Annotated in this window: 20 protein-coding genes; 8 read left to right on the plus strand and 12 right to left on the minus strand. The window is 68.8% G+C overall.

Annotation, left to right across the window (positions count from 1 at the left end; translation table 11 throughout):
* Positions 1-63: 63 nt before the first annotated feature.
* The gene (locus tag ACFWNN_RS30735) at positions 64-2,253 is read right to left on the minus strand and encodes an FtsX-like permease family protein (RefSeq protein WP_382443425.1); all 2,190 of its coding nucleotides are present in this window, start codon (positions 2,251-2,253) and stop codon (positions 64-66) included.
* Positions 2,250-2,933 carry an ABC transporter ATP-binding protein gene (locus ACFWNN_RS30740; RefSeq protein WP_382443426.1) on the minus strand — a complete coding sequence of 228 codons (684 nt, stop codon included), beginning with the start codon at positions 2,931-2,933 and terminating at the stop codon, positions 2,250-2,252. The genes ACFWNN_RS30735 and ACFWNN_RS30740 overlap by 4 nt, the downstream gene beginning before the upstream one ends.
* 109 nt (positions 2,934-3,042) lie before the next feature.
* Here ACFWNN_RS30740 and ACFWNN_RS30745 point away from each other — a divergent pair, with 109 nt between their 5' ends.
* Positions 3,043-4,173 carry a sensor histidine kinase gene (locus tag ACFWNN_RS30745; RefSeq protein WP_382443427.1) on the plus strand — a complete coding sequence of 377 codons (1,131 nt, stop codon included), beginning with the start codon at positions 3,043-3,045 and terminating at the stop codon, positions 4,171-4,173.
* A gap of 48 nt (positions 4,174-4,221) precedes the next feature.
* Here ACFWNN_RS30745 and ACFWNN_RS30750 read toward each other — a convergent pair whose 3' ends face one another.
* Entirely contained in the window at positions 4,222-5,430 is a 1,209-nt protein-coding gene (locus ACFWNN_RS30750; protein WP_382443428.1) for an RNA-guided endonuclease InsQ/TnpB family protein, read from the minus strand.
* A gap of 73 nt (positions 5,431-5,503) precedes the next feature.
* On the opposite strand from ACFWNN_RS30750, the gene ACFWNN_RS30755 reads away from it, so the two are divergent.
* Positions 5,504-6,130 (plus strand): response regulator transcription factor, encoded by a 627-nt coding sequence (locus ACFWNN_RS30755; RefSeq protein ID WP_355300778.1) that lies wholly within the window; start codon positions 5,504-5,506, stop codon positions 6,128-6,130.
* Positions 6,127-6,324, plus strand: coding sequence for a helix-hairpin-helix domain-containing protein (locus tag ACFWNN_RS30760; RefSeq protein WP_382443429.1), 198 nt, complete (start codon positions 6,127-6,129; stop codon positions 6,322-6,324). Before ACFWNN_RS30755 ends, ACFWNN_RS30760 begins: the two co-directional genes overlap by 4 nt.
* 45 nt (positions 6,325-6,369) lie before the next feature.
* On the opposite strand, the gene ACFWNN_RS30765 is transcribed toward ACFWNN_RS30760, so the two are convergent.
* From ACFWNN_RS30765 to ACFWNN_RS30800, 8 genes are all read right to left on the minus strand, one after another.
* Positions 6,370-7,233, minus strand: coding sequence for an aldehyde dehydrogenase family protein (locus ACFWNN_RS30765; protein WP_382443430.1), 864 nt, complete (start codon positions 7,231-7,233; stop codon positions 6,370-6,372).
* Positions 7,226-8,653, minus strand: a complete 1,428-nt coding sequence (locus ACFWNN_RS30770; protein WP_382443431.1) for an aldehyde dehydrogenase family protein — start codon at positions 8,651-8,653, stop codon at positions 7,226-7,228. Before ACFWNN_RS30770 ends, ACFWNN_RS30765 begins: the two co-directional genes overlap by 8 nt.
* A gap of 4 nt (positions 8,654-8,657) precedes the next feature.
* The gene (gene deoC, locus ACFWNN_RS30775; RefSeq protein ID WP_382443432.1) at positions 8,658-9,614 is read right to left on the minus strand and encodes a deoxyribose-phosphate aldolase; all 957 of its coding nucleotides are present in this window, start codon (positions 9,612-9,614) and stop codon (positions 8,658-8,660) included.
* 64 nt (positions 9,615-9,678) lie between these two features.
* Complete coding sequence (locus ACFWNN_RS30780; protein ID WP_382443433.1) at positions 9,679-10,089, minus strand: hypothetical protein; 411 nt, start codon at positions 10,087-10,089, stop codon at positions 9,679-9,681.
* The gene (locus ACFWNN_RS30785) at positions 10,089-10,733 is read right to left on the minus strand and encodes a DUF1707 domain-containing protein (protein WP_382443434.1); all 645 of its coding nucleotides are present in this window, start codon (positions 10,731-10,733) and stop codon (positions 10,089-10,091) included. The genes ACFWNN_RS30780 and ACFWNN_RS30785 overlap by 1 nt, the downstream gene beginning before the upstream one ends.
* A gap of 19 nt (positions 10,734-10,752) precedes the next feature.
* Complete coding sequence (locus ACFWNN_RS30790; RefSeq protein WP_382443435.1) at positions 10,753-10,950, minus strand: hypothetical protein; 198 nt, start codon at positions 10,948-10,950, stop codon at positions 10,753-10,755.
* A gap of 124 nt (positions 10,951-11,074) precedes the next feature.
* Positions 11,075-12,070, minus strand: a complete 996-nt coding sequence (locus ACFWNN_RS30795; protein WP_382443436.1) for a Gfo/Idh/MocA family protein — start codon at positions 12,068-12,070, stop codon at positions 11,075-11,077.
* Between the two features lie 34 nt (positions 12,071-12,104).
* The gene (locus tag ACFWNN_RS30800; protein WP_382443437.1) at positions 12,105-12,716 is read right to left on the minus strand and encodes a maleylpyruvate isomerase N-terminal domain-containing protein; all 612 of its coding nucleotides are present in this window, start codon (positions 12,714-12,716) and stop codon (positions 12,105-12,107) included.
* 33 nt (positions 12,717-12,749) lie between these two features.
* On the opposite strand from ACFWNN_RS30800, the gene upp reads away from it, so the two are divergent.
* Together upp and ACFWNN_RS30810 are read left to right on the plus strand one after the other, a co-directional pair.
* On the plus strand, positions 12,750-13,373 hold the full coding sequence (gene upp / locus ACFWNN_RS30805) for a uracil phosphoribosyltransferase (protein ID WP_382443438.1): 624 nt from the start codon (positions 12,750-12,752) through the stop codon (positions 13,371-13,373).
* Positions 13,374-13,468: 95 nt separating this feature from the next.
* Complete coding sequence (locus ACFWNN_RS30810; protein WP_382443439.1) at positions 13,469-14,770, plus strand: glycoside hydrolase family 18 protein; 1,302 nt, start codon at positions 13,469-13,471, stop codon at positions 14,768-14,770.
* 92 nt (positions 14,771-14,862) lie between these two features.
* On the opposite strand, the gene ACFWNN_RS30815 is transcribed toward ACFWNN_RS30810, so the two are convergent.
* Complete coding sequence (locus ACFWNN_RS30815) at positions 14,863-15,462, minus strand: TetR/AcrR family transcriptional regulator (protein ID WP_382443440.1); 600 nt, start codon at positions 15,460-15,462, stop codon at positions 14,863-14,865.
* Between the two features lie 55 nt (positions 15,463-15,517).
* On the opposite strand from ACFWNN_RS30815, the gene ACFWNN_RS30820 reads away from it, so the two are divergent.
* From ACFWNN_RS30820 to ACFWNN_RS30830, 3 genes are read left to right on the plus strand one after another with little or no spacing between them, the layout of a single operon-like run.
* Positions 15,518-15,724 carry a type II toxin-antitoxin system VapB family antitoxin gene (locus ACFWNN_RS30820; RefSeq protein WP_382443441.1) on the plus strand — a complete coding sequence of 69 codons (207 nt, stop codon included), beginning with the start codon at positions 15,518-15,520 and terminating at the stop codon, positions 15,722-15,724.
* Positions 15,725-15,756: 32 nt separating this feature from the next.
* A complete protein-coding gene (locus tag ACFWNN_RS30825; protein WP_089914793.1) occupies positions 15,757-16,143 on the plus strand; it encodes a type II toxin-antitoxin system death-on-curing family toxin in 387 nt (128 codons plus the stop codon).
* A 34-nt stretch (positions 16,144-16,177) separates the two neighbouring features.
* Positions 16,178-16,555 (plus strand): MerR family transcriptional regulator, encoded by a 378-nt coding sequence (locus tag ACFWNN_RS30830; RefSeq protein WP_382443442.1) that lies wholly within the window; start codon positions 16,178-16,180, stop codon positions 16,553-16,555.
* Positions 16,556-16,581 lie beyond the last annotated feature (26 nt).

Genomic DNA, 16,581 nt, shown 5'->3' on the forward strand with positions numbered 1-16,581 from the left:
AAAAAGGCCCTCCGCGCACATCGCGCTGAGGGCCAGTTCCATCCTCGTACTTCCGGCCGAGTACTACTCCGCCGCGTAATCCCGAGGGCTGATGCCGCGTAGTACCGGGCCGCACGCCAGTGCCGCTACCAGCGCGACCACCATTCCGACGGCCACCGGCGCCACCACCCACGGGGTCAGCGGCAGATCCTCGCCGCCCATCAGGCCGCGGGCCAGCGCGAGCAATCCGAGGCCCATGACAATTCCTGCAGCGCATGCCGCGATTGTGGCGGCGAGCACAGGGAGCATCACTTCGCGGCGCAATGCGTGAGCCAGGACACGAATTGGTGTGCCGGCCGCGATCAACGCGCCGAAAGTGCGCCGGCGGTCGATCACCGATCCCGCCGCGGCCACCGCCGCGCCGATCCCGCCGAGCACGCCCGCGATCGACAGGCCGATGATCGTCGCCCGTTCCAGGTCCTCGGTCAGGGTGTCGCCGCGCACGCCGCGGGCCAGTTCGGTCAGCGGTGCGCCTGGGAGCGTGCGGATGAACGCGGTGTGCACGGCCTCGCGGTTGTCCGCCGTCGTCGGCACGCCGACCAGCGACACCCTGCCCTGCAACGCGGGCAGCAGCTCCGGGTCGATCACCGCCTCGTAGCGGTAGCCGGACGGGGTGAACGGCCGCGTCTCGTACTGCGCGGGCAGCTCCGCCTTGACCTCGCCGTCGCGTGAACTGCCGCGGAAGTGGCTCCACTGCAGCTTGGTCGTCGCGTAGACGGCCGGCCCCTCGCCGCAGGTCAGCCCACTCATCAGCAGCGCGACCTCCTCGCACTTGCCGACGAGGACGCTGTTGCCGTAGTGGTCGGCGGAGCCGTCCCCGACGGTGCCGGACGTCATCGTCACGATCGGCGCCGAGGTCGCGAGCCGCAGCTGCGTCACGTCCACGCCCACCTCCTCGGCGACGATCGCGTTGTCCCGCCAGGTCCTGTCGCTGTTCGGGATCGTCGTCTCCAGGCCCGGCAGCATGGTCAGCGCCATCGAACCGGTGAAGACCGCGATCACCACGCCGGCCGAGCCGCGGAACGCCGCCACCGGGTCGCCGGAGAGCCTGCGCCCGGCCAGCAACGTCGACGGCCGCTGCCACCTGCCGACGAAGAACCTGCCGACCCACGCCGTGACCACCGGGCCCGCCAGCACCAGCGCGAGGGCCACCGCGCCGAGGCCGAGCAGCACGACGGTGAACCGCGAGCTGCCCGAACCGGTCTGCGCGACGGTGATGCCGAAGAAGAACACCGCGATGGCCCCCGCGATCGCGAGCAGCCGCCACGACCGCACCTTGCGCTTCTGTTCCGCCGCAAGGGGTTCCTTCACGACCCGGCGCAGTCCCATGATCGCCGCGAGGACGACGAGCACCGGCGCGAGCACGGCCACCACCGCGACCGTCGCCGGACCGGACACGAAGTCGCCGGGGTACCAGGTGCCGCCCTCCCACGAGATCTTCGCCGTGAGGTGGCTGAACGGCTGGGCCAGCAGCACCCCGAGCGCGCTGCCGACGACGGCGCCGACCGCGGTCTCCAGCGCGGTCATCCCGACGACCTGCCGCGGTGACGCGCCCGCGAGCCGCAGCGCGGCCAGGCGTCGTTCCCGCTTCGCGGCCGTCAGCCTGGCCGCCGACGCGACCAGCACGAGGCACGGCACCACCAGCACCACCAGCCCGACGCGGGTGAGCAGGAACAACAGGCCGTGGTAGTCGTCGGTGTAGGAGGCGCCGCCCTGGGCGAGCCCCGTGGTCTTGTCGCCGTTCGACACGGCGTCGTGGCCGACGATCGCGACCAGCTCGCCGGGGTACTTCAGGGCCTCCGGGCCGAGCTCGGCGATCACCTGGCCGGGGAAGCGGTTGCCCAGGTTCTCCGCGGGGGCCTCGCGGACCAGCTGCGCGAGCGCGGGGGAGAGCAGCACCTCGCCCGTCTCGGGGTACCGCGCGATGCCCTTCGCCACCGGCACGTCACCCGGTTCGAGGCGGGCGACGTCGAACCGTTCGATGACCTGGCCGCGGTAGACGTCCCTGGTCGTGGCGGCGGAGATGGTGGCCTTGCCGCCCTCGTTCGTCCAGAAGTCCCGCCACGCCGTGCGGTCGGCGCGCGCCTGCAGGCCGTTCGGTGCGGCGAGCAGCCACAGGACCAGCGACACGGCGATCATCACGCCGAGCGCGACCAGCACCGTCGCGATCTGGCTGCGGCGGTCTCTGCGCAGCACCGCGAGGGCGATCCTCACGCGGACACCCCCGCCGTCTTCTGGGCGATCCGGCCGTCCTGGATCTCCACGACGCGCAACGCCCGGTCCGCGATCGCCTTGTCGTGCGTGACGATCACGACGGCCGCGCCGGTCTCCTCGGCCGCCTGCAGCAGGGCGGTCATCATCTCCTGGCCGGTGCGCGTGTCCAGGGCGCCGGTCGGCTCGTCCGCGAAGATCACCCGCGGCTGGTGGGCGAGGGCCCGCGCGATCGCGACGCGTTGCGCCTGGCCGCCGGAGAGCTGGCTCGGCAGCCGCTTCTCCAGGCCCTGCAACCCGAGCCGCGCGAGCCACAGCCTGGCCGCCCCGAGCGAGCGCTCCCGCGAGCCGCCGGCCAGCAGCATCGGCAGCGCCGCGTTCTCCTCGGCCGTGAGCTCGGCGACGAGCATGCCCGACTGGAACACGAACCCGAACGCCGTGCGCCGCAGTTCGCTGCGGCCCGTCTCGTTCAGCTCGCCGATGGCGCGCCCGTCGAGGAACACCTCGCCGCCGTCGGCGCGCAGGATGCCGGACAGCACGTGCAGGAGCGTCGTCTTGCCGGAACCGGACGGGCCGACGACCGCCAGCACGTCCCCGGCCTTGATGTCGATGTCCACCCCGGCGAGCGCGTGCACGTCGCCGTAGGTCTTGACGAGGCCACGAGCGGCCAGAACCGAATTCATGTTTCCCAAGGTGCCGGGTGCCGCGTGACAAAACCTCAGCCTTGGCGACACACCGGATCGGCCGGATGACCGAGGCCGGAGAGGTGTGGTGGTCCTACCGTTGTCTTCCGTGGACAGTCATCGGGGCCAATGGCCGATCGCCGCGTTCCTCGCCCTGCTGATGGTGGGCGAGCTCCTCGTCATGGGCGAACCCGGCCAGGCCGGGGCGTTGGTGTGGCTGCTGACGGTGCCGGTCTGCATCGTGGCCGTCACGTCGTTCAGGTCGCGGGCGTTCACCGTCCCGGTCGCGGTCGTGTCGGCCGTGCTCGTGTCGTTCGTGATCATGACGTTCCAGGTGAACGTGCCGACGATCCTCAGCCCGCTGACGATCGCGGAGACCGGAGCGTTCCTGGTCATCACGGCCGTCGTCGTGCGCGAGGAGCCACGCCGTTCCGCGACGTGGTCGGTCGGCGCCCTGATGGCGGTGAGCTTCTTCGCCGCCCTCGTGCGCGGCAACTGGTTCTCCTCTGGCAACTACAACGAGCTGCTCGGCTCGCTCGTCCTCGGCTTCGGCGCGGTCGGCGTCGGCCTGTACTTCCGCGCCCGCGACACCGAGAGCGGCCGCCTGATCGCCGCCGCCGTCACCGACGCGCAGAAGGAAGAGCGCATCGCACTGGCCCGCGAGCTGCACGACGTCGTCGCCCACCACGTCACGGGCATGCTCGTGCAGGCCCAGGCCGCGCTGGAGGTCTCCGAGGACGACCCGCAGGCCGCCCACCGCCTGCTGCCCGGCATGGTCCGTTCGGGCACGGAGGCCCTCCAGGCGATGCGGCGCCTGGTCGGCACGCTGCGCCAGGGCGAGACCGAGGCGGCCACCACCGACCTGGCCGCCGACGTCATCGCGGCCGTCGAACGCACCCGCGAACTCGGCATCGAGACGCGCCTGCGCATCGACCTGCCCGACGAGGTCGCCCCCGAGCTCGGCCGCTCGGTGTTGCGCCTGGTCCAGGAGTCGCTGACCAACGTGCACAAACACGCCCAGTCGCCGACGATGATCGACGTGGACATCTCCCGCACCGACGGCGGCGCGCTGCGCGTGATCGTCGCCGACGACGGACGGCCCGGCGAGTTGAACCAGGGCGGCTACGGTCTCGTTGGCATGCGTGAGAGGGTCGACCTGCTGGGCGGCCTGTTCTCCGCGGGTCCGCGCGAGAACGGCTGGCAGGTGCTGGCCGAGCTACCCCTGGAAGGGTCCAATTGACTTTCCCGTCGGGTACGACGGGTCCCGTCCGCCTTGTGGCGGACAGCGCTAAACGCTCTGCCTCACGGCACGGGTTTCCTGTTTCACAGCCGACAGCGGAAGGGCATGCCCTTGCCGTCTCACATCAGCTCCGCAGGCGTCGCCCGAGGCCTCTCGAGCTGCGACTCGACCAGCCGCAAGGATGTTCTTCGCCGCGTTGTGGTCCCGGTCGTGCCGGATGCGGCAGTTCGGACACGTCCAGCGCCGAACAGAAAGCGGAAGCTTCGCGAGCACGTGCCCGCAGGCAGAACACATCTTGCTGGACGGGTACCAGCGGTCGATCACGACCAGCGTGCGATCGGCCTGTTCGCACTTGTACTCGAGTTGACGCCTGAACTCGCCCCAGCTCGCGTTGGAGATGGCACGGGCGAGGTTTCGGTTGCGGACCATGCCGGCGACGTGGAGGTCCTCGATGACTATCAGGTCAGCCGAGCGAACCAGTCTTGTCGTGGTGCGGTGCAGAAAGTCCTGCCGAGCGTTGCGGACCTTGCGATGAGCAGCGGCGACCTTCGTCTTCGCTCTGCGGCGATTGCGGCTGCCACGCTGACAGCGTGCCATCCGCCGTTGGTGACGGGCGAGGTTCCTGGCCTTCCGCAAGAGGTTCTGCGGAAGGATGGTCCGGTCCCCATCGCTGGTCACGAGCAGGCTCGTCAGGCCGAGATCGACACCGACGACATGGCCTGTCGGTTCCGCAGGGTCGCGTGGAGCGATGTCGACGGCGAACGTGACGTACCAGCGGCCATCCTGCTCACGAGAGACCACGACCATCGTCGGATCCAGAACGGTCACGTCCAGGTCGTTGAACGACCAGATGAACCGCAACGGGGAACTGGTTTTGGCCAAGGTGAGCACTCCGTCGCGCATCCGGAACGCCGAACGGGTGTAGTGCGCGCTTTGGCGCCCTGTGCGGGACTTGAACCTGGGACGGCGGGAGCGCCGGGCGAAGAAGTTCTGGAACGCGGTGTGCTGGTGGCGCAGTGTCTGCTGCAACGGCACGCAGGACACCTCAGACAGAAAGGCCAGTTCCGCGGTGCGCTTCCAGCCGGTCAGGGCAGCATCGGTCTCCCGGTACGAAGTGGCTGCGCCATCAGAGCGGTATCGCTCATTCCGCTCGTGCAGCGTCTTGTTCCACACCAGACGCACACACCCGAACGTGCGGCCCAGCATCGCTGCCTGTTCTGGAGTCGGGTGAGCCCGGCATTTGTACGCTGTCCGCACGAAACGCAACTTACCGCGAACGACGTGACCAAAAGGGGCCGGACCGGTCGCCTGTGCGTGGAGGAATGAACAAATGATCTCGGTTCTCATCGCCGACGACCAGGAGATGGTCCGCGTCGGGTTTCGGATGATCCTGGAGAAGCAGCCGGACATCACCGTCGTCGCCGACGTGCCGGACGGCGTCTCGGCCGTCACCGCCGCGCGCGAGCACAACCCCGACGTGGCGTTGCTCGACATCCGCATGCCGGGGCTCGACGGCCTGGAGGTGACGAAGAAGCTGTCGCCGACCACCAAGGTCGTCGTGGTGACCACCTTCGACCTCGACGAGTACGTGCACACGGCGCTGGAGAACGGCGCGTCCGGCTTCCTGACCAAGGACGCCGGTCCGGCGTTGCTCGTCGAAGCCGTGCGGGCGGCGGCCGCCGGGAACGCGTTGATCTCGCCTCAGGTGACCGTGCGGATGCTGGAGCACTTCGCCCGGCCTGCTGAACGGCCTGACCTGTCGTTGCTGACGGCGCGGGAGCAGGACGTGGTGCGGGAGGTGGCGCGCGGGCTGTCCAACCAGGAGATCGCGTCGTCGCTGTTCCTGTCGCTGTCGACGGTGAAGACGCACCTGGCGTCGGTGCAGACGAAGCTGAACGTGAAGAACCGCGTGGGGATCGCCTCGTGGGCGTGGCGCGCGGGGCTGGTGAACTCGTGAGCGACACGGAGTTCCCGCGCACGATCGGGAAGGTGGCGGCGCGGGAGCTGGCCGCGCACGGCTACACGACGTTCGACTCGCTGACGAAGGTGTCGGCGAAGGAGCTGCTGAAGATCCACGGGGTGGGCCCGAAGGCCGTTCGGCTGCTGGGAGAAGAGCTGGCAGTGCAAGGCAAGGGCTACGCCGCCGACTAGTGGCGCGTGGCCCGGCATGCCGCCGGGCCACCCCACCTGGCTGCCCTAGACACCCATCGGGTGCCAGACCGTCTTCGTCTCCAGGTACGCGCGCAGCCGCGACATGTCCGGCGTGGCAGCGAAGTCCTCGTTCTGCTTGTTGCGCAGCACGCGCTTCACCGTGCCCGCCGCCGACCGCTCCAGGTCCGCGCGGATCTCCTGCGGCGCACCGGTCAGGTCGAGCGCGTTCACGTCACCGTGCGAGGCGAGCCACGGCGCGATCTCCGCGGTGCGGCCCGTGATGATGTTGACGACACCACCCGGCACGTCACTCGTCGCCAGCACCTCGGACAACGTGATCGCCGGCAGCGGCCGGTCCTGCGAGGTGATGACCACGCAGGTGTTGCCGGACGCGATCACCGGCGCGATCACCGAGATCAGGCCCAGCAACGACGACTGCTGCGGCGCCAGCACGGCGACCACACCCGTCGGCTCCGGCGTGGAGAACGAGAAGTACGGGCCCGCCACCGGGTTCGAGGAACCCAGCACGGCCGCGATCTTGTCCGTCCAGCCCGCGTACCAGACCCAGCGGTCGATGGCGGCGTCCACGAGGGTCTGCGCCTTCTTCAGCGCGACGCCCTCGGAGGACGCGACCTCGGCGATGAACTGCTCGCGGCGGCCCTCCAGCACCTCGGCCACGCGGTACAGGACCTGGCCGCGGTTGTACGCCGTCGCGCCGGACCAGCCGCCGAAAGCCTTGCGGGCAGCCGAAACCGCGTCCCGGGCGTCCTTGCGCGAGCCCTGCGCGGCGTTCGCGAGGAACGTGCCCTTGGAGTCGGAGACCGGGTAGCTGCGGCCCGACTCCGAGCGCGGGAACTTGCCGCCGATGTAGAGCTTGTAGGTCTTCGCGACCGTGATGCGATCAGACATCGAGGTAGGCCTCCAGACCGGTGCGGCCGCCCTCACGGCCGAAGCCCGACTCCTGGTACCCGCCGAACGGGGCGGTCGGGTCGAAGCGGTTGAACGTGTTGGACCACACCACGCCGGCGCGCATCCGTTGTGCCATCCAGAGAATGCGCGAGCCCTTCTCGGTCCACACACCCGCCGACAGGCCGTACGGCGTGTTGTTCGCCTTGGCCACGGCCTCTTCCGGCGTGCGGAACGTCAGCACGGACAGCACCGGGCCGAAGATCTCCTCACGGGCGATGCGCATCGCCTGCGACACCCCGGAGAACACGGTCGGGGCGAAGTAGAAACCCTTGTCCGGCAACGGGCACGACGACGTCCAGCGGGTGGCGCCCTCGGCCTCGCCCGACGCGGTCAGCTCCTGGATCTTGGTGAGCTGCTCGCGCGAGTTGATCGCGCCGACGTCGGTGTTCTTGTCCAGCGGGTCGCCGACGCGCAACGTGGACACCCGCGCGTGCAGCTTCTCGATCAGCTCCTCGGCGATCGACTCCTGGACCAGCAGCCGGGATCCGGCGCAGCAGACGTGGCCCTGGTTGAAGAAGATGCCGTTGACGATGCCCTCGACGGCCTGGTCGAGCGGGGCGTCGTCGAACACGATGTTCGCGGCCTTGCCACCGAGCTCCAGCGTCAGCTTCTTGGACGTGCCCGCCAGCTGCCCCTGGATGATCTTGCCGACGTCGGTCGAGCCGGTGAAGGCGACCTTGTTGACGTCCGCGTGCCCGACCAGCGCGGCACCGACGTCGCCGGCGCCCGGGATGATGTTCACGACGCCCGGCGGCAGGTCGCACTGCTGGATGATGTCCGCGAGCACCAACGCCGTCAGCGGCGTCGTCTCGGCGGGCTTGAGCACCACGGTGTTGCCGCACGCGAGCGCCGGCGCGATCTTCCACGCGGCCATCAGCAGCGGGAAGTTCCACGGGATCACCTGTCCCGCAACGCCGAGCGGCTTCGGGTCCGGCCCGTAGCCCGCGTAGCCGAGCTTGTCCGCCCAGCCCGCGTGGTAGAAGAAGTGCGAGGCGGCCGTCGGGATGTCGACGTCGCGCGACTCCTTGATCGGCTTGCCGTTGTCGAGCGACTCCAGCACCGCGAGCTCACGGCCGCGTTCCTGGATCTGCCGCGCGATCCGGTAGATGTACTTGGCGCGCTCGCTGCCGGGCATCTTCGACCACACGCGGTCGTAGGCCTTGCGGGCAGCCTTGACGGCGGTGTCCACATCGGACTCCGACGCCGTCGAGACCTCCGCCAGCACCTCTTCGGTGCCGGGGTTGATGGTCTTGAGCGGCTCGCCGGTGCCCTCGACGAACTTGCCGTCGACGAACATCTTGTAGCTGGGCTTGAGGTTCGCGATGTCCCGCGACTCGGGCGCGGGGGCGTATTCCCACATGTCTTCAGTCCACCGTCACGTAGTCCGGGCCGCTGTAGTGGCCGTCCAACTGGGTCCGACGCTGCATCAGCAGGTCGTTGAGCAACGTCGACGCGCCGAACCGGAACAGGTTCGGGTCGAGCCACTCAGGACCGGCCACCTCGTGCACCGCCACCAGGTACTTGATCGCGTCCTTGGTCGTGCGGATGCCACCGGCGGGCTTCACCCCGCGCAGCTCACCCGTCTGCTGCTTCCAGTCCCGCACCGCCTGCAGCATCACGTGCGTCACCGGCAACGTCGCGGCGGGCTGCACCTTGCCGGTCGACGTCTTGATGAAGTCACCACCCGCGAGCAGCGCGAGCCACGACGCCCGGCGCACGTTGTCGTACGTCACCAGCTCGCCGGTCTCGAGGATGACCTTGAGGTGCGCGTCCCCGCACGCCTCCTTGATCTTCACGATCTCCTCGAACACCTGCCCGTACCGGCCGCTGAGGAACGCACCGCGGTCGATCACCATGTCGACCTCGGACGCGCCCTGCTCCACGGCGAACCGGGTGTCGGCCAGCTTGATGTCCATCGTGCTGCGGCCGCTGGGGAACGCGGTCGCGACGGACGCGACGTTGATCCCCGTGCCCACGAGGTCGTCGGCCGCCGTCTTCACCATGTCCGGGTAGACGCAGACCGCCGCGACCTTCGGCACGTCGGGCCGTTCGGGGTCGGGACGCTTCGCCTTGGCGGCGAGCGAGCGCACCTTGCCGTGGGTGTCGGCACCTTCGAGGGTGGTCAGGTCCACCATGCTGATCGCCAGGTCGATGGCGTGCAGCTTGGCGGCCTTCTTGATGCTGCGCGTGCCGAGGCCCGCGGCTCGTTGCTCGACGCCGACCTGGTCGACGCCGGGGAGCCCGTGCAGGAAACGCCGCAGCGACGATTCGTCGCGCACGGCGTCAGCCAGGGCCGACGGCAGTGTCGTTGGAGCAGCCATGCCTGGGAGTCTAAGCGGAATGGGACGCCCGTCCTAAGTGAGGACGTTCGCCCAGCTCAAGCGGCTACCAGCCCAACTTTGAGAGCCCGTTCAGCACGCACGCGTCGAGGGTGGGAAAGCCCTCGATCTTGTCCCCGGCGGCGAACAGCACCCACTTGCTGTTGAGGCTGTACTGCACGATGAACAACTCGCCTGTCTCACCGATCGCCTCGAAGAGTTCGGCGTACGCCTCGGCGTCGCTGATCGGCTCGCCGGTCCACGACCAGTCACCGGGCAGTTCGGCCAGCGACCTGCGCGCGGAGGCGAGCAGCTTGTCGAGGGTCTGGTAGTCGCCGCCGCCCATCCAGTAGTCGCCGACGAACGGCGACTTGTTGATGCGCATGGTCCATTTGTTGCTAGGCCGCGGGCCGTCCATCTTGATCATGAACGCGAGGCCGGTGTCGGCGGCCCGTTCGACGAACTCCGCCAGCAGCATCAGTCGAGCAGTTCGCGCAGCACGTTCTTCTTGGGCTTCTTCGGCCCCTTGACCTCGACCCCGCCCATGAGCGCGAGCCCCGTGATCCGCACCGTCGGCGCGCCAGGGATGTGCCGGCGGTTCGGCAGGTTCTGCTCGAACGCCCCCATGAACCCGAACCCGTCGACCTTGACGTTGATGTCGTCCGGCACCCGGATCTCGATCCCGCCCCAGAACGCGAAGCAGCTGATCGTCACCTCGGCCTCGGCGAACGTCGCGTGCGTCAGGTCGATGTCGATGCCGCCCATGATCGCCACGGCGTTGTGCATCCGCGGCACGACCCAGCCGCCCTTGCGGTTCACGCCGGACCAGAACGCGACCGACACCGCGCTGCCGGGCGTGCCGCCGATGCGGTCGCTCGTCGCCGGCTGGTACTGCGGCACGGCGGGGGTCTGCGGCAGGCCGCTCAGCACCAGGTCCGCCGTGATGGGAACGAGTTCGCCGTACGTCTTGGCCGAGTAGACGGCGGCCAGGCGCTCGTCCAGCTCGTGGATGTCGAGGCGGCCCTCCGCGGTTGCCTTGTGCAGCACCTGCGCGACCTGTTCTCGGTCCGCATCCGAGGCGCGCATCTGATTCGGGTCAGCCGGTACCAGCTCGTCGCTCACCCGATTGAGTCTAGAACTCTCACTTGCGGTTCGGTGCGTACTTGACCGTGATGGCGAAGGCCACCACGAGCAGCGCGGCGAGCGCGGTCGCGAGGGCCGGGTTGAAGCCCCAGACGAGTGGCAGCACGCCGATCAGCACGGCCAGTGATCCCGAGACACCCAGGATGACCAGGGGGGATTCACACCACTGCTGGACGGGCTTCTGTTCGATCGTCACCGTTCGCACCTCCGCGTCTCAACTGGACATGAGACTTTTCGGAGTCGCTTTGTCGATTCTTTACTCCCGGATCGGGTCGGAGCGGCCACCTGATCAGGTGGTCATCGCAACAGGTTCGTGACCGTCACTGCGCTGGCCGGCGCAGCGGCAGACCGGCCGCCCGGTAGATCGAGTCGATCACCGTCATGTTCCGCACGGCGTCGTCGGCGGTCGTGGGGAACGGCTTGCCGTTCAGCACCGCGTCGGTGAACGCGTCGAGCTGGTAGGCGTAGGTCGCGCGCCTGCCGAACGACTCGGACGTCCTGCGGTCGCGCAGCTTCAGCGTCAGCCGGTGGTACGCCTGCGGGCCGAGCGGGTTGAACACGCTCAGGCTCCCGTTCTCGCCGATCGCCTTCATCGACAGCTTCAGCACGGTCGACGACCACAGCGACGCCGTCACCGCGCCCGTGTGGCCCGACGGGAAGCGCAACGACGCCTTCATCGCGCGGTCGATGGAAGGCCCGCGCAGCAACGCTTTCGCGGAGCGCACCTCGGGTTCCTCGCCGCCGCCCAGCAGTCGTGCCATGTGCACGGCGTAGCAGCCGGCGTCCATCATGGCGCCGCCCGCGAGCGAGTAGTCGTAGCGGATGTTGGAGAACACCGGCAGCGGGAACGCGACGGTGGCCTCGACGTGCCGCAGCGGGCCGAGCACGCCGGACTGGATGATCTCGGCGATCCGCACGGCCAGCGGGTGGTAGCGGTAGTGGAACGCCTCCATCACCACGAGCCCGGAGGCGTTGGCGGCGTCGGCCACCTCGCGCGCCTCGACAGCGTTGGCGGTGAAGGGCTTCTCGCACAGGACGTGCTTGCCCGCCTCCAGAGCGGCGAGCGTCCACTTGCCGTGCAGGCTGTTGGGCAGCGGGTTGTAGACGGCGTCGACGGCCGGGTCCGCCAGCAGGTCCTCGTACGACCCGTGCACGCGCGCGATGCCGTGCTTGTCGGCGAACGCCTGCGCTCGTTCCGGCGAACGCTCCGCCACGGCCACGACCTCGGCGACCGTCGAGGAGCGGGCCGGGCGGATCACGGCGGTGGGCGCGATCGTGGCCGCGCCGAGCACTCCGATGCGCACGTGGTCTGTCACGCGGCCGACCCTACACCTGTTCAGTTAACGGCGTTTACTCCACCAGGTCGGTTTCCCGCACGGGAAAGAAGGGCACGTCGTCGATCGGGGACGGGTCGGACCACGTCCACGACTCCATCTGCCGGCGCGACCGCCTGCCGAAGAACGCGCGCCACAGTTCGTAGCCGTCGACCTCCAGCGTGATCGGGCCGTCGCCGAGCACACCGAAGTCGGTCTTGACGGTGACATCCGTCAGTCGTCGCGGTGCGAGCCACACCAGGGTCGGCTGCCACACCGCGTCCGGCAGGCGGTCCCGGCCGAGCGCCGCGCGCAGGTCGGCCTCGTGCGTGATCGCGTCCAGCGCGAGCTGGAACGGCAGCCGCGGCATCTCGGCGATCTTGTTGCCGGAGACGTTCCAGTCCTCCAGCAACTCCTGCACCGGCACACCCTCCCGTTCGGCGACGTGCCGCGCGGTCCACTCCTCCGACGGCGCGCCCTCCATCCGTCCGCTGACCAGATCGGACGCCTCTCCGGACAGGTGCGCGACCACCTGGTGCACGGTCCACTCAGGACACGCGGGCACCGTCAGGGCCAGGTCGTCCGGCCCGAGGCCCATGGTCAGGCCGACGATGCGCTGCCGTGCCTCGCGGTAGATCTCTTCGAACACCCCTAGCTCCTCCCAGCGGTTACGGTGTCGAGCATGGACGTCCTGGTCGTCGATCATCCGCTCGCCAAAGCGAGACTCACAACGATGCGTGACGCGCGCACGGACAATGCCGCATTTCGCGCCGCGCTGCAGGAACTGACCGTGATGCTGGTCTACGAAGCGATGCGCGAGGCGCCGCTGAAGGAAGACCGCACGCACACCCCGGTTGCTCGTACCACGGGCTACTCGCTGGCAAACCCGCCGTTGCTCGTGCCGGTGCTGCGGGCCGGCCTGGGCATGGCCGACCAGGCGCACAAGCTGATCCCCGACGCGCAGATGGGGTTCGTCGGGCTCGCGCGCGACGAGGAGACGCTCCAGCCGACCCCGTACATGGAGTCGTTGCCCGAAAGTCTCGCCGGAAGGCCGGTGTTCGTGCTGGATCCGATGCTGGCCACCGGAGGCTCGATGGCCTACACGATCCGCCTGCTCACCCAGCGCGGCGCCACCGACGTGACCGCGATCTGCGTGCTCGCGGCGCCCGAGGGAATCAATCACCTGGAGGACTCCCAGCTCCCGTGCCGTCTGATCACGGCGTCGGTGGACGAGAGGCTGAACGACTCGGGCTTCATCGTGCCTGGTCTCGGTGACGCCGGTGACCGTCTGTACGGGGCGGTTTAGGACATACCTCCGATCGGACGTAGCAGTGGTCTAGACCTCAGGCCTATCGTGCTCTGGACCACATCGCCGCTGCCGCGTCCGATACAAGGAGACTCATGTCCAGACGGAGATGGGGTGTCGCCGCTCTCGCGGTCGGCGCCCTGTCAGCGTCGCTGGCCGTTGCCGCGCCTGCGAACGCCGACGTCGAGACCAGTGGGCACCACGGGATCTCGAAGACCCGCACCGTCGGGTACTTCATCCAGTGGGGCGTGTACGACCGGAACTTCCGGGTCAAGAACCTCGTGGACAGCGGGGCCGCCGCGCGGCTCACGCACCTGAACTACGCCTTCGGTTTCCTCGACGAGGCGGGCAAGTGCATCAGCTCGGACCCGTGGGCCGACTGGCAGATGCCTTACACCGCTGAGCAGTCCGTGAGCGGCAAGGCCGACGAAGCCGGCCAGGCGCTGATGGGCAACCTGAACCAGCTCAAGCAGCTCAAGGCCAAGTACCCCAAGCTGAAGGTCAACATCTCGCTGGGTGGCTGGACGGGCTCGCGCTACTTCTCCAACGCCGCGCTGACCGCCGAGTCGCGCGCCGCCCACGTCAAGACCTGCACCGACATGTGGATCAAGGGCGACCTGCCCGGTCTGCCCGCGGGTGCCGCCAAGGGCGTCTTCGACGGCATCGACCTCGACTGGGAGTGGCCGTCGAGCGAGGGCAACCCGACCCCGCCCAACGTGATCCGCCCCGAGGACAAGCAGAACTTCACCAAGCTGCTCGCCGAGTACCGCAAGCAGATGGGCTGGAACCGCGACCTGACCGCGTTCCTGCCGGCCGACCCGCGCCAGGTGGACCGGGGCTTCGAGGTCTCGAAGGTGTTCTGCTACCTCACTTTCGGCACGCTCCAGGGCTACGACTACCACGGTGCGTGGGACGCCCCGGCGAACCAGCAGTCCGCGCTGAAGGTGCCTAAGGGTGACCCGTCGGAGTTCGAGTTCAGCTCCGAGGTGACGGTCAACGCGTGGCTTTCCCGTGGCGCGCCGCGGTCGAAGGCAGTGCTCGGCGTTCCGTTCTACGGACGCGGCTGGGACGGCGTCGCCCCCGGCAAGCGCAACGGTCTGTTCGGCACCGGTGTGCCGGCGCCCGCCAAGTACGAGAACGGCTACGAGGACTTCCACCGCATCAAGGCGAAGCTCTCCGAGCCCGGCAACGCGTACAAGATCTACCGCGACGAGAAGGCCGGCTTCGCGTGGATCTACGACGGCAAGACCTGGTGGACCTACGACGACGCGACCGAGATGAAGCGCAAGGCGCGCTACATCAACGACCGCAGGCTCGGCGGCGCGATGATCTGGTCGCTCGACGGCGACACGCCGCAGGGTGAACTGATCAAGGCGCTCGACGGCGCCCTGAAGTAAGGCCGCACCACCGAAGACGAACTGTCCTAACCGGACAGTTCAGCGGGTCCGGGGAGGTTTCGCGGCGGCCGCCTCCCCGGATTCCGTGATTTCTAAAGGATTTTCCCGGCATCCGTGCGCCAGCCCCTGCCGTGCGCGCGCAACGCCAGTTCGTACGTGCTGGCCGCGTCGATGCCGGGTGGCAGGTTGCCGTTGAGCTCCAGGCTCACCAGGCCGTGCGCGAGGCCCCACATCGACATGGCGATCTGCTCGGGCTCCTCGCCGAGGTAGACGCCCTGCTCGACCGCGCGCCGCACCGCGTTGATCACCGGCGCGAACGTCCGGCCCGCGGCGCGGCTCATCTCCTTCGTCGGCTCGACCACCTTCGAGTACAGCACCGAGTAGAACTGCGGGTCCTCCAGTGCGCTGCGCCGGTACGCGAGCCCGATCCGCAGCAGGTCCTCGACCGGGTCGTCCGTCACCGGCACCGCCGCGAGGCTCCTCCCGAACCGCGTGAACGCCTCGTCGTAGAGCGCCTCGAGCAGCGCTGGTTTTCCGCCGAAGAGGGAATAGACCGCGGTGGTCGAGGTGTTGACGTCCGTGGCGATCTTGCGCAGGCTCACCCCGGCGGGACCCTCGGTGCTGAGCAGCTCGCCCGCCCGCTGGAGCAGACGCCGTCGCAGAGCGTCATCGTGGGTCTTGGGGCGCGGCATCACGCAATCCTAACGGTGGCTGGCCTGAGTGGTATCAGGTTGATACCGTCGGACGATGGCGATGACCTTGCGGTTGACCGACGAGGAGAACCTGCGGCTCGCTGAGCTGGCGCAGTCCGAGGGTCGCTCCAAGCAGGAGGTCGTGCGGCTGGCGATCGCGGATCGTTACCAGCGCATGCAGCAGGAAGAGAAGCTCGGCGAGGTTCTGGGGCGAGTCCTGCCCAAGTACCGAGGTCTTTTGGATAGGCTCGGTTCTTCCTGAAACTGTCAGACCTCTGTGATCAACTGGGTGCCGTGATCTCCTACCTCGACGCCGGGGACCTCTTAGTGCTGGCCACGGCCGTGACCGGTGGCGATCTCCTCGTCCGGGACATCGGCCTGCTGGACACCGCGGCGTACCGTCCCCGCGCCACCGTCCTCGGCGTGGAGGCGTACGACACGCTGTGGCTGAAGTCCTCCGCTCTGCTCGACTCGATCGTCCGAACCCGCCCTCTGGTCGAGGGCAACTGGCGGCTGGCCTGGGTCGCCGCCGTCACGATGTGCGACATCAACGGCTACTGGATCGACGCCGACGAGGACGACGCGCTGGACCTGGTCCGCGCCCTCGGCCGGGACAAGATCGACGTGCCGGAGATGGCCGGCCACCTCGAGGCGTGGGGCATCTCGAAGGATTCCGCTTGACCTAGAGTGCACTCCAGGTCTTAGCGTCGAGCACGTGAGTTACTCGATAGCCCAAGCCGCGCAGCGCAGTGGGTTGTCCATCGACACCTTGCGCTATTACGAACGAATCGGGCTCGTCGACCCGCCCGCGCGTGACTCGGGCGGCCGCCGCAGCTACTCGGAAGAGGACCTCGGCTGGCTGGCGTTCGTGACGCGCCTGCGCACGACCGGCATGCCGATCCGCATGATGCGCGAGTTCGCGCAGCTGCGGCACAGAGGCGACCTGACCGCAGGCCGCCGCAAGCAGATCCTCGTCGAGCACCGCGACGACGTCCGCGCCCGCATCGCGGAGCTGCGGACGCACCTGGAAGTGCTCGACTACAAGATCGACCACTACGCGGTGGTCGAGCGTGACTTGGAGGCGACGGCGTGAGCCGTTTGTTGGGATCGTTGGAGGTC

The sequence above is a fragment of the Lentzea sp. NPDC058450 genome (assembly GCF_042721395.1).
GTDB lineage: Bacteria > Actinomycetota > Actinomycetes > Mycobacteriales > Pseudonocardiaceae > Lentzea.

Excerpts from the sequence above, each read along its gene's own strand:
- ACFWNN_RS30740 (WP_382443426.1), bottom strand. The coding sequence starts at position 2,933 with ATGAATTCGGTTCTGGCCGCTCGTGGCCTCGTCAAGACCTACGGCGAC.
- ACFWNN_RS30755 (WP_355300778.1), top strand. The coding sequence starts at position 5,504 with ATGATCTCGGTTCTCATCGCCGACGACCAGGAGATGGTCCGCGTCGGG.
- ACFWNN_RS30765 (WP_382443430.1), bottom strand. The coding sequence starts at position 7,233 with ATGTCTGATCGCATCACGGTCGCGAAGACCTACAAGCTCTACATCGGC.
- ACFWNN_RS30770 (WP_382443431.1), bottom strand. The coding sequence starts at position 8,653 with ATGTGGGAATACGCCCCCGCGCCCGAGTCGCGGGACATCGCGAACCTC.
- deoC (WP_382443432.1), bottom strand. The coding sequence starts at position 9,614 with ATGGCTGCTCCAACGACACTGCCGTCGGCCCTGGCTGACGCCGTGCGC.
- ACFWNN_RS30780 (WP_382443433.1), bottom strand. The coding sequence starts at position 10,089 with ATGCTGCTGGCGGAGTTCGTCGAACGGGCCGCCGACACCGGCCTCGCG.
- upp (WP_382443438.1), top strand. The coding sequence starts at position 12,750 with ATGGACGTCCTGGTCGTCGATCATCCGCTCGCCAAAGCGAGACTCACA.
- ACFWNN_RS30810 (WP_382443439.1), top strand. The coding sequence starts at position 13,469 with ATGTCCAGACGGAGATGGGGTGTCGCCGCTCTCGCGGTCGGCGCCCTG.
- ACFWNN_RS30815 (WP_382443440.1), bottom strand. The coding sequence starts at position 15,462 with ATGCCGCGCCCCAAGACCCACGATGACGCTCTGCGACGGCGTCTGCTC.
- ACFWNN_RS30820 (WP_382443441.1), top strand. The coding sequence starts at position 15,518 with ATGGCGATGACCTTGCGGTTGACCGACGAGGAGAACCTGCGGCTCGCT.